This is a genomic window from Corallococcus interemptor, assembly GCF_003668875.1.
Classification (GTDB): Bacteria; Myxococcota; Myxococcia; order Myxococcales; family Myxococcaceae; genus Corallococcus; species Corallococcus interemptor.
In genome coordinates, this window is sequence record NZ_RAWM01000204.1 from 1 (window position 1) to 10,065 (window position 10,065).

Annotated in this window: 10 protein-coding genes and 1 pseudogene; 1 reads left to right on the top strand and 10 read right to left on the bottom strand. The window is 70.8% G+C overall.

Annotated features, from left to right (window positions below; genetic code table 11):
• A pseudogene (locus D7X96_RS37550) lies at positions 1-276 on the bottom strand (hypothetical protein); the annotation flags it as partial.
• A 213-nt stretch (positions 277-489) separates the two neighbouring features.
• Here D7X96_RS37550 and D7X96_RS37555 point away from each other — a divergent pair.
• Positions 490-822 carry a PilZ domain-containing protein gene (locus tag D7X96_RS37555; protein WP_014398934.1) on the top strand — a complete coding sequence of 111 codons (333 nt, stop codon included), beginning with the start codon at positions 490-492 and terminating at the stop codon, positions 820-822.
• Between the two features lie 19 nt (positions 823-841).
• Here D7X96_RS37555 and D7X96_RS37560 read toward each other — a convergent pair whose 3' ends face one another.
• The 9 genes from D7X96_RS37560 to D7X96_RS37600 form a co-directional block, all read right to left on the bottom strand.
• The gene (locus D7X96_RS37560; RefSeq protein ID WP_120552815.1) at positions 842-1,243 is read right to left on the bottom strand and encodes a response regulator; all 402 of its coding nucleotides are present in this window, start codon (positions 1,241-1,243) and stop codon (positions 842-844) included.
• A gap of 129 nt (positions 1,244-1,372) precedes the next feature.
• Positions 1,373-2,098, bottom strand: coding sequence for an SH3 domain-containing protein (locus D7X96_RS37565; protein ID WP_120552816.1), 726 nt, complete (start codon positions 2,096-2,098; stop codon positions 1,373-1,375).
• Positions 2,098-3,975 (bottom strand): BatD family protein, encoded by a 1,878-nt coding sequence (locus tag D7X96_RS37570; protein WP_120552817.1) that lies wholly within the window; start codon positions 3,973-3,975, stop codon positions 2,098-2,100. The genes D7X96_RS37565 and D7X96_RS37570 overlap by 1 nt, the downstream gene beginning before the upstream one ends.
• Positions 3,959-4,987 carry a tetratricopeptide repeat protein gene (locus D7X96_RS37575; RefSeq protein ID WP_121771890.1) on the bottom strand — a complete coding sequence of 343 codons (1,029 nt, stop codon included), beginning with the start codon at positions 4,985-4,987 and terminating at the stop codon, positions 3,959-3,961. The genes D7X96_RS37570 and D7X96_RS37575 overlap by 17 nt, the downstream gene beginning before the upstream one ends.
• Positions 4,984-6,039 carry a VWA domain-containing protein gene (locus tag D7X96_RS37580; RefSeq protein WP_121771891.1) on the bottom strand — a complete coding sequence of 352 codons (1,056 nt, stop codon included), beginning with the start codon at positions 6,037-6,039 and terminating at the stop codon, positions 4,984-4,986. The genes D7X96_RS37575 and D7X96_RS37580 overlap by 4 nt, the downstream gene beginning before the upstream one ends.
• On the bottom strand, positions 6,039-7,052 hold the full coding sequence (locus D7X96_RS37585) for a vWA domain-containing protein (protein WP_244219862.1): 1,014 nt from the start codon (positions 7,050-7,052) through the stop codon (positions 6,039-6,041). The genes D7X96_RS37580 and D7X96_RS37585 overlap by 1 nt, the downstream gene beginning before the upstream one ends.
• Positions 7,024-8,016, bottom strand: a complete 993-nt coding sequence (locus D7X96_RS37590) for a hypothetical protein (protein ID WP_121771892.1) — start codon at positions 8,014-8,016, stop codon at positions 7,024-7,026. The genes D7X96_RS37585 and D7X96_RS37590 overlap by 29 nt, the downstream gene beginning before the upstream one ends.
• Entirely contained in the window at positions 8,013-8,894 is an 882-nt protein-coding gene (locus tag D7X96_RS37595; RefSeq protein WP_121724688.1) for a DUF58 domain-containing protein, read from the bottom strand. The genes D7X96_RS37590 and D7X96_RS37595 overlap by 4 nt, the downstream gene beginning before the upstream one ends.
• 24 nt (positions 8,895-8,918) lie before the next feature.
• Positions 8,919-9,908 (bottom strand): AAA family ATPase, encoded by a 990-nt coding sequence (locus D7X96_RS37600; protein WP_014398943.1) that lies wholly within the window; start codon positions 9,906-9,908, stop codon positions 8,919-8,921.
• Between the last annotated feature and the right edge of the window lie 157 nt (positions 9,909-10,065).

Here is a 10,065-nt window from a genome sequence, read left to right on the forward strand (position 1 = left end):
CGCCGTCGCCGCCCGCGCCGACATCGCCGAGGCACCGCCCGCCGCCGGCACCGACGACATCGCTTCAGCCGGCACCGCCGCGGACACCGTGCCGGCCAGCGAGGACACCACCGCGCTGGAGATGGCGCCCGACGGCAACATGCCGCCCACGAGCCCCGCGCCCGTGCGCACCACCTCGCGCGCCGCTCGCGCCAGCGTGGGGCCGAACTCCGTCTTCGGCGTCTGGCGCTCGATGGAGGGGGCGATGCTCAACGACGGGATGCGACGGTCTTCCAAGGGGTGCCTCCGGCAGGGATTCGCAGAGGCTGCCTTCCACCGTCCGTGCCAGGGGCCAACCCCTTGAAACCACAGGGGCCCTTCGCGTCAGGCGTCTCCCGCGCGCGAGCGCCAGGTCCACGGCGCGGGACGGCGGAGGAAAACCCGAAAACTTGCCACCGCGCCAACCTGCTTCACAGTTGTCGCGTCCTGTCGCACCCGAAGGTGATCCCGATGATGAACCCCTCCAATGGTCCCCGTCCGAACGAGCGCGAGCGCTATCACCCTCGCGTCGAAGCCCGGCTCCAGGTGAAGGTGCTCCTGTCGGGCCGCACCGTGACGGCGCAGGCGCGCGACATCTCCATGAACGGCCTGTTCCTCCAGGCCCACCCGGCGGACTCGCAGCGCGCGCTCACCATCGCCCTGCCGCTGCCGGGCGACCGGGAGCTCGTCACCATGTGCACCATCCGCCGCCGGGAGGTGGACGGTGTGGCGCTGGAGTTCGGCGAGCTGGACTGGGACGACCTCATCGCCCTGGCCCGCTTCCTCCACCCCCACCTGCCGTAAGGGACTTCCGGAGGGAGCGTCAGTCCGCGGCCGAGCGGGCCGTGCGCAGGCGCTCCACCAGGTCCATCAGCTCCGCGCCGCGGAAGGGCTTGTGGATGTAGCCGTCCGCGCCCGCCTGCGTCGCGCTCTCCACGTCCGCCTTCTTCGCCTTCCCGGTGAGCATGTAGAGCGGCACCTTCGCGGTGACCGGGTCGCTCTTCAGGATGCGGCACACGGAGACGCCGTCCAGCTGCGGCAGCACCACGTCCATCAGGATGAGGTGGAAGACGCGGTCGCGGGCCAGCTTCAGCCCTTCGATGCCATTGGCCGCGCAGACCACGTCCACCGTGCCGTCGCTCAACATGGAGCGAACCAGCTCGCGGATGACGGGCTCGTCCTCGACGAGCAGGATGTGGAAGGGCGCTTGCGCGTTGCCAGCCATGGTTCCTCGGGGCCCCTCGTAGGCCATTGCCCTGGCGGCGTCCAGCGATGCGACGCCTCCCGGTCGCCCCTCTGTACGAAAGCAGTCCCCTGCCGGTTTTCCCCGACGGCGGGGTCGCTCCGGCCCCGCCTAGATTTCAGCGACGCCGTCACGCTCGGCCCAGCCCTCCAGGCCGTTGGGCAGGCGGATGCGCACGTACTTCCCCGTCTCATCCAGGAGCTGGACCTTCAGGCCGGCGTGCACCTCGAAGAGGGAGCGCCCCTCCGAGCGCGGCAGCTCCCGGGCCACCAGCGTGGGCGCCAGCACCACGGCCTCGTGCACGTTCTGGTGCACCCAGATGTGCGCCGCCAGGAGCAGGGCCGCCGGCACCGCCGCCGTGAGGCAGAGGCCCGCCACCACCGCGACCGCCGTGCGCCGCATCGCGGGGAAGGCGCGCCGGAAGAGCAGCAGCGCGAAGCCCACCAGCCACGCGACGAAGAAGACCCAGGCCACGGCCGAGCCGTCCGTCGCGGCCGCCAGCCGGGGGAGGAAGGCCTCGTCCGCGGCGGCGCCCACCACCTTGTCCACCTGCCGCGCCCGGGCCAGGGCCAGGTTGGCCTCCAGGTCCTCGGAGCGTCCGCCCTGCTTCCGGGCCTGCTCCAGCGCCAGCACCGCGCGGCCCAGGTCGCCCCGGGCCAGGTGCGTGGTGCCCAGGTTGTAGAGCACGTCCGGACCGCCGAAGCCGTGGGCGATGAGCTTCTCGTACTGGGCCTGCGCGTTGGCGTAGTCCTCGCGGCCATACGCGTCGTTGGCCTGCTGGAAGACGGCCTCCGCTTCCTCGGCGGTGTAGTAGCCCTGCGTCGCCGCGTCGCTCATCACGCCCAGCCTTCCATCACCGCCGCCGCGGTCGCCAGCACCTTGCGCCGCTCGCCCGGCTCCACCCCGCCGCCGTAGCGGCCCAGGTCGCACGCCTCCAGCACGAAGAGCACGCGCGCGCGCCGCTCCGCGTCCACGCCCGCCGCCGCCAGCTTCTCTCCCAGCGCCTCACGCGTCAGCCCGCCGACGGGGAAGCCCAGCCGCGCCTCCAGGAAGCCCGTCATCGCGCGCTCCACCTCCACGTAGAAGGCCCCCGCGTCCGCGCCCGCCTTGAGCTTCTCCGCCTCCGCCAGCCGCTTGCGCGCGGCCTTCGCCTGCTGACGGCCCTTGCCCGCCTCGGAGCGGGTGGCCAGCCGGCCGCGCATGCCACCCACGAGCGCCACGCCCGCCAGCAGGCCCAGCGGCGCCAGCACGCCCGCGAGGAAGAAGGGCCGCATCCACACCGGCTGCGACGGCTCCACGAAGTGGGCCCGGGCGCGCACCGGACGCAGCCCGCCCGTGGTGAGCACGTTCTTCTGCTCGTTGGCCGCGTCCGCCACCTGCGAGGGCGTCATCGTCGACGGCAGTGAAGACACGCCGCCCGCGCCCGCCTCCACGGTGATGGTCACGGGGTCCGTGCGCGCCGTCTCGTACTGGCGCCGCGACGGGTCGAAGTACGGGAAGCTCAGCTCCGGCAGCGTGAAGGTGCCCGTGCGCTGCGGCATCACCAGGTACTCCACCACGCGGCGGCCCTGGATGCGGTTGCGGTTGGGCGTGAGCCGGTCCGTCGTCGTGGGCTCGTAGATCTTCAGCGCGGCGGGGCCGGTGAGCTTCGGCGGGGTGACGTTCTTCACGTTGCCCTGCCCCTCCAGGATGACCTTCACCGTGATGGGCTGTCCCAGCTCCACGCGCGTCTGCGACACGTCCAGCGACATGCGCCAGGAGCCCACGTTCGCGTTGGACATGTTCGGCGGCGCGCCATTCGGCAGCGGCCGCACCTTCACCTTCAAGCCGTTGGAGACGCGGTGCACGCGGTGGCCCGCGAAGAGGAAGCCCGTGGTGATGTCCGCCTCCGCGGGGGTGATCATCAGCGTGCCGGACTTCACCGGGAACAGCGCGCGGCGGCGCAGCAGGTAGGCGCGGTACGGGATGCCGTCCACCACCTTCTGCTCGCCCGTCAGCTGCGTGGGGCTCTCCACCTCCTCCGTCCAGAAGCCCTCCAGCTTGGGCATCGTCACCGCGTCCACGCTGGACAGGTCCACGCGCGAGTAGATGTAGAGCGACAGCGTGGCCTGCTCGCCCACGTAGAGTTCGTCGCGGTCCAGGCTCGCGCGCAGGAACAGGTCCGAGTCCCCACGCGGAATCACCGGCTCGTCGTCCCGCAGGTCCGAGTCGTCGTCACCGAACGGGTCCGGCATGTTCCGGAAGTTGCGGAACGGATCCGGCAGCTGCGGCCGGCCGCCTTGCTGGGCCTGGGCAGAGCCGCCCACGCGGCCCTCGCGCACGGTCAACTGCACGGCGTCCGTGCGGTACGTGCGCCCCCCGGCGGTGAGCGTCGAGGGCGGAAGCGTGAGCTTGCCCGCGCGCAGCGGGCGCATCAGCAGCTCATGCCGGGTGATGTCCTGGATGACGGCGGGGCCGCCGCCGGACAGCGAGATGGAGCGCTGGCTGCCGCGCGACGAGGAGAGCACCTCGAAGTCGTTGGACTCGGGCAGGCGCACCTGGGCGTTGGACGGCGCGTCCACCACCACCACGGTGAGCTTGAAGGTGTCATCGGTGCCCACCTCGGTGCGGTCCACCGTCTGGTAGAACTCGATGTCCGCCGCCCACGCTGGCGCCGTGGCCAGGAGGGCGAGCACGGCGAGCAGCGCCGTGCGCCCGCTACCAGTCCTTCTCATTGGGCTTCCTCTGCTTCTTCTTCTGCTGGAAACGCCAGAGCTGGAGATTCTTCTCGTTCTGCTTCATCGCATCCAGCAGGCGCTCCGCTTCCTGCCGGTCGACGTCACCCGGCGAACTTCCGCCGTCGCGCGGGTTGGCTTCCGCCTCCTCCTCGCTCTCGCTGCCGCCGTCCGTGCCGCCATCGCGCGAGTCGCCGTCGCCCTCGTCCTGGCCTCCGTCGGCCCCGCCATCCGCGCCGCCGTCGCCCGGGCCTGCATCACCCTGGCCGCCATCCGAGCCGCCATCCGCGCCACCGTCACCCGGGCCGGCATCGCCCGCGCCGCCGTCACCGCCGCCGTCCTGACCGCCATCCTGCGCGCCGCCGTCCTGGCCCGCGTCGGCCCCGCCGTCCGCGCCACCATCCGGACCGCCGTCCTGGCCTCCGTCCTGCGGCGTGCCGCCGTCACCCTTCTGGCCACCGTCCTCGCCCGCGTCCGGACGGCCGCCGTCGTCGCCGCCGTCCTGGCCTCCGTCGGTGCCACCATCCGGGCCGTTCTGCGGGGGCGGCAGGTCGCGCAGCACCACCTCGTAGTTGTGCCGGGCCAGCGTGTCCGTGGGGTCCAGCGTGAGCGCCTTGCGGTAGGACTTGAGCGCCTCCGAGCGGTCGCCGGACGTGGCCGCGAGGTTGCCCAGGTTGTACCAGCTCTTCTGCGCCAGGCCGGGCTGGCGCGAGGACTCCGCCACCTGCTTGAAGGCCTCGCGCGCCTCCTTCGTGCGGCCCAGCTTCGCCAGCGCATCCGCGCGGTTGAACTCCACCGTCGGATCATTGGGCCGCTCCTTCTTCGCGGCGTCGAAGTCCTTCAGCGCGTCCTCGTAGCGTCCGGCCGCGTAGGCCTGGCGCCCGCGCTCCACCAGCGGGTGGTCCTTCTCCAGCGGCCCCACCGCCCACGCGGGCCCCGGCAGCGCCAGCAACCCCGCCAGGCCCACCGCCATCGCGCGCGCCGCGCGCCGCCGCATCGGACGCGCGCTCATGCGGCCCTCCGGCGCGACGGGATGAGCGCCATGCCCAGCACCAGCAGCACCAGGCCGGGGACGGCGAACCACTGGAAGCGCTCGTCGTAGCGGACCGTCACGCGGCTCTCCAGCTCGCTCTTCTGCAGCTGATCAATGCGCTCCACCACCTGGCCCATGGCCACGCCGTTGGGCTGGTAGAAGAAGGCGCCGCCCGTGGCGTCCGCGATGGCCGTGAGGCCCGCGCGGTCCAGGCGGGTAATCACCGTGTCGCCGTTGGAGTCCTTCTTGTAGTCCACGAACTCGCCGCGCCGGTCGTAGACGGGGATGGGCTCACCGGAGTCCGAACCCACGCCCACCGCGAGCACCTGCACGTTCGCGTCCTTGAGCGCCTCCGTGGCCTCGCGCACCTCGCCCGTGAGGTCCTCGCCGTCCGACAGCAGCACCACCACGCGCTCCTTGGAGCCCCGGTCCGCGTTGTCCAGCACCTGCTTGGCCAGCTTCAGCGCCGCGCCCACGTTGGTGCCACCCTGGGGCATCGAGTCCGGATCCACCGCACGCAGGAACAGCTTCACCGCCGAGTAGTCCGACGTGAGCGGCGACTGCACGAACGCATCCCCCGCGAACACCACCAGGCCCGCGCGGTCGCCCTTCAGCTCATCCAGCAGCGTGTTGAGCTCCAGCCGCGCGCGGTCCAACCGGCTGGGCTGCACGTCCCGGGCGAGCATGGACTTGGACGCATCCAGCGCCACCACCACGTCGATGCCCCGGCGCTTCGTCAGCTCGCTCTTCGTGCCGCACTGGGGCTGCGCGAGCGCCAGCCCGAACAGCATCAGCCCCACCCCATACAGGCCGCCCTGCACCGCCGGCCGCCAAACGGACACGCCGGGCGCGAGCGCCGTCACGTGGCGCTCCGCGATGAGCGACGACAGCCGCGTCCTTCTGCCCAGCGCCTTGAGCAGCGCGAGCAGCCCCAACAGCAGGCCCAGCAGCAGCAGCCCCAGGTACAGCGGCTGCGCCAGTCCCACCTGGTAGCCCAGGAGCGTGAAGCGCCAGGCCTCCAACGTGGGCATCATGGGAACACCCGCAGGAAGGTAGCGCGCAGCAGCAGCTCCAGCGCGGCCAGCCCGAAGGCCACCAGCAGGAACGGGTGGAAGTTCTCCTTGTACGTGGCGCTGGCGCCGCCCTCCATCAGCTTCGAGCGCTCCAGCGCGTCCAGCACCTTCTGCAGGCCCCGCTTGAGGCCTTCCGGGTCGGTGGCGCGGTAGTACTCGCCGCCGGTGCGGTCCGCGATGTCCTGCATCAGCTCCGGGTTGATGGGGATCTCCGTCTCGCGCCACACGGTGTTGCCGAACAGGTCCGTGCCCTGCGGGAAGGGCACCTTGCCGCCCTTGCCCACGAGGATGGTGTAGATGGGGATGTGGAGCGACGCGGCCATGTTCGCCGCGTCCAGCGGGGAAATCTTGCCGGCGTTGTTGTCGCCGTCGGTGATCAGCACCACCACGCGGCTCTTCGCATCGGAATCCCGCAGGCGGTTGAGCGACGTGGCGATGGCGTCACCAATGGCCGTGCCGTCCTCCAGCACGCGGGTGCGCAGCTGCTTGAGCACTTCCTTGAGCACGCCGTAGTCCAGCGTCAGCGGGGACTGCGTGTACGCGGCGCCGGAGAACACCACCAGACCCATGCGGTCGTTCACGCGGCCGGAGATGAAGTCGGTCAGCACCTCCTTGGCCACGTTGAGGCGGTTCTGCGGCCGGAAGTCACCGGCCTCCATGGACGTGGACAGGTCCAGCGCCACCACGATGTCGATGCCCTCCACCGACAAATCCCGCACGCGCGAGTCGCGCGACTGCGGCCGCGCGATGGCCACCACCGCGGCGATCACCGCCGCCGCGCGAAGGATGGGCAGGAGCGGCAGGAGGTACGTGCGGAAGCCCCGGCCGCCCTTCGCGAAGACGTGCGCGGCGGAGAAGCGCAGCGTGGCGCGCCGCTTGCGCTCCCAGAACGCGAGCGCCAGCAGCAGCGGCGCCAGCAAGAGGGCCCAGAGCGCCTCCGGGTTATTGAACGCGAGGTCCGGGGGCAGCATCGGGCTTGGGGGGAGCAGGAGGGACGTACGTCTTCGCGAGCAGGTCGTAGCCGAAGGCCAGCGCCTGCTTGCAGGACTCGGGGGAGGCGTCGGCGCGGGCGTACTTCACCATGTCCGACTCGGAGACGAAGCGCATCAGCGCGTCTTCCGGCAGGCCCGGCGTGTGGAGCTTGCGCAGGGACGCCATCAGTTCGGACGACGTGCACTCCAGGGCCTCGAAGCCGTAGCGCTCGCCCAGGTAGCCGCGCACGATTTCGGAGAGGCGGAAGTAGAAGTCCTTCACGTGGCCGCGGCCGGGCAGGTCCTCGCGCTGGAGCGCGTCCAGGGACTGGCGCACGCGCACGTCCAGGGGCAGCAACGGGACGACCTTCTCGCGCTTCGGGCGGCGCTGCCACCAGCGCACCAGCAGCCAGACGGCCACACCCACCGCCAGCGCCGCCGCGAGCGCGTAGAGCAGCGTCCACGAACGGATGGGCACTTCCTGCGGCGGCTGGTAGTCGAACAGCTCCGCGCCCTGCCCCTGTGCATCCGCCGGCAGCGTGGACGTCACGTCCACCGTCTTGCCCTTGAGCACGAAGCGGCGCGGTCCCTCCGGCGTCGCCACGTCGAAGGCGAGGTCCGGCAGCTTCACGCCGCCCAATTCGAACGCGGAGAAGCGCAGGCCGAACGTCGTGGTCGCGTCGTTCGCGTTGTCCTGGCGCTGGCGCGTCTGCTGGAGCAGCTCCACCGGGCCCTCGCCCGTGGGCGCCACCAGCTCATAGCGCTGATCCTTCGGGTGCGTGAGCGTCACCTGGTAGGTGAACGGCTCGCCGATGTGCACCTCTTCCGGCTCCACCCGCGCGGACGCGCCCGTGGGCGTCACCGTCTCCAGCGCCACGGGGGCCTTGGGTGCGGCCGGAGCCTGCGCCCACGCCGACGGCGCGCTGACGAAGAGGACGGCCGCGAGGACGAGCGCGAGTCTCATGCCGCCATCCTCCGGGCCCGCGCGCGGAAGAAGTTCGCCAGCGCCTTGCCGTGATCATCCCCGGCGCGCAGCTCCACGTGGTCCAGCTCCAGCTTCTTGAAGAGCTTGCGGCGCTCGTCGCGCTGGGCCTGCATGGCGCGCATGAACCTGCCGCGCACGGCGGTGGAACTGGTGTCCACGACGAAGCGCTCGCCCGTCTCCGGGTCCTCCATCTCCACCAGGCCGTGGGCGGGGAAGCGCTGCTCCAGCGGATCCTCGATGACCACCGGCACCAGGTCGTGGCGGCGGCCCACCAGGCGCAGGGGCTTCTCGTAGCCCGTGGCCATGAAGTCCGACACGAGGAACGTCACGGCCTTCCGCTTGGACACCTGCGTCAGGTACGTGAGCCCCGCGGACAGGTCCGTGCCGTGGCCCTTGGGATTGAACGTGAGGATGTCGCTCACGAGCCGCAAGACGTGCATGCGGCCCTTGCGCGGCGGGACGACCTTCTCCACCCGGTCCGAGAAGAGGATGAGCCCCACGCGGTCGTTGTTCGCGATGGCGCTGAAGGCAATCTGCGCGGCCACCTCCGCGGCGACCTCCGCCTTGGTGCGGTCCTTGGAGCCGAACTCGTTGGAGGCGGACACGTCCACCAGGAGCATCACCGTGAGCTCGCGCTCCTCCGTGAAGACCTTGATGAAGGCCTCGTTCATGCGCGCGGTGACGTTCCAGTCGATGAAGCGGATCTCGTCGCCGGGCTGGTACTGGCGCACCTCGGAGAAGGCCATGCCGCGGCCCTTGAACACCGAGTGGTACTGGCCGGCCAGCATGTCGGAGACCACCTTGCGGGTGCGGATCTCCAGCTTGCGGATGCGGCGGATGAGGTCCTTGGGCAGCACGGGCGCGCTCTTACCGGGGCCTTCTCAGGGGACTTCCACGCGGTCGAAGACGCGCTGGATGATCTTCTCCTGGGTGAGTTCCTCGGCCTCCGCTTCGTAGGTCATCGCGATGCGGTGGCGGAGCACGTCGAAGGCAATGGCCTTCACGTCCTCCGGGGTGACGAAGCCGCGGTGGCGCAGGAACGCGTGCGCACGGGCCGCCTGCGCCAGCGCGATGGTGGCGCGCGGCGAGGCCCCGAACTGGATGTAGTCCGCCAGGTCCTTGAGGCCGTAGCGCGCGGGCTCACGCGTGGCGAACACCACGTTGAGGATGTACTCCTTCACCTTCTCGTCCATGTAGATGGCGTGGACGAGCTCGCGCGCGCGCACCAGGTGCTCCAGCGAGATGACCCGCTGGACCTTGGGCGACGAGCCACCGGACATCCGGTCCATGATGACCTTCTCCTCATCACGGGTCGGGTAGCCCACCTTCACCTTGAGCATGAAGCGGTCCACCTGCGCTTCGGGGAGGGGGTACGTGCCCTCCTGCTCGATGGGGTTCATGGTGGCCAGCACCAGGAACGGCGAGGGCAGGCCGAAGGTCTGGTCGCCGATGGTGACCTGGCGCTCGGCCATGGCCTCCAGGAGGGCGGACTGGACCTTGGCGGGGGCGCGGTTGATTTCGTCCGCGAGGACGATGTTCGCGAAGATGGGCCCCTTGCGGACGGTGAACGCGGCCGTCTGCTGGTTGTAGATCATGGTGCCGACGAGGTCCGCCGGCAGCAGGTCGGGGGTGAACTGCACGCGCATGAAGGTGGCGCTGAGCGAGTCCGCCACGGTGCGCACGGTCAGCGTCTTGGCGAGTCCGGGCACGCCCTCCAGGAGGACGTGGCCGTTGCACAAGAGGCCGATGAGGATGCGTTCGAGCATGTACCGCTGCCCGACGATGACCTTTCCGGTCTCCTGGTTGAGGACCTCGACGAAGCTGCTTTCCTGCTGCACGCGTTCGGTGAGCGCGCGGATGTCGGTGTTCATGTCCCCTCTGTCGGCCTGGGCGGCGGGCAGCCTAGGGTTCCCGGGCGTCCGGCTCAACACCGCTGTACGCCGGACATTCCGTCAAGCCGCCCCGTGCCGTAAAGGGTCTGGCTCTTATACACATCTGACGCTGCCGACGACTTAATAGGTGTAGATC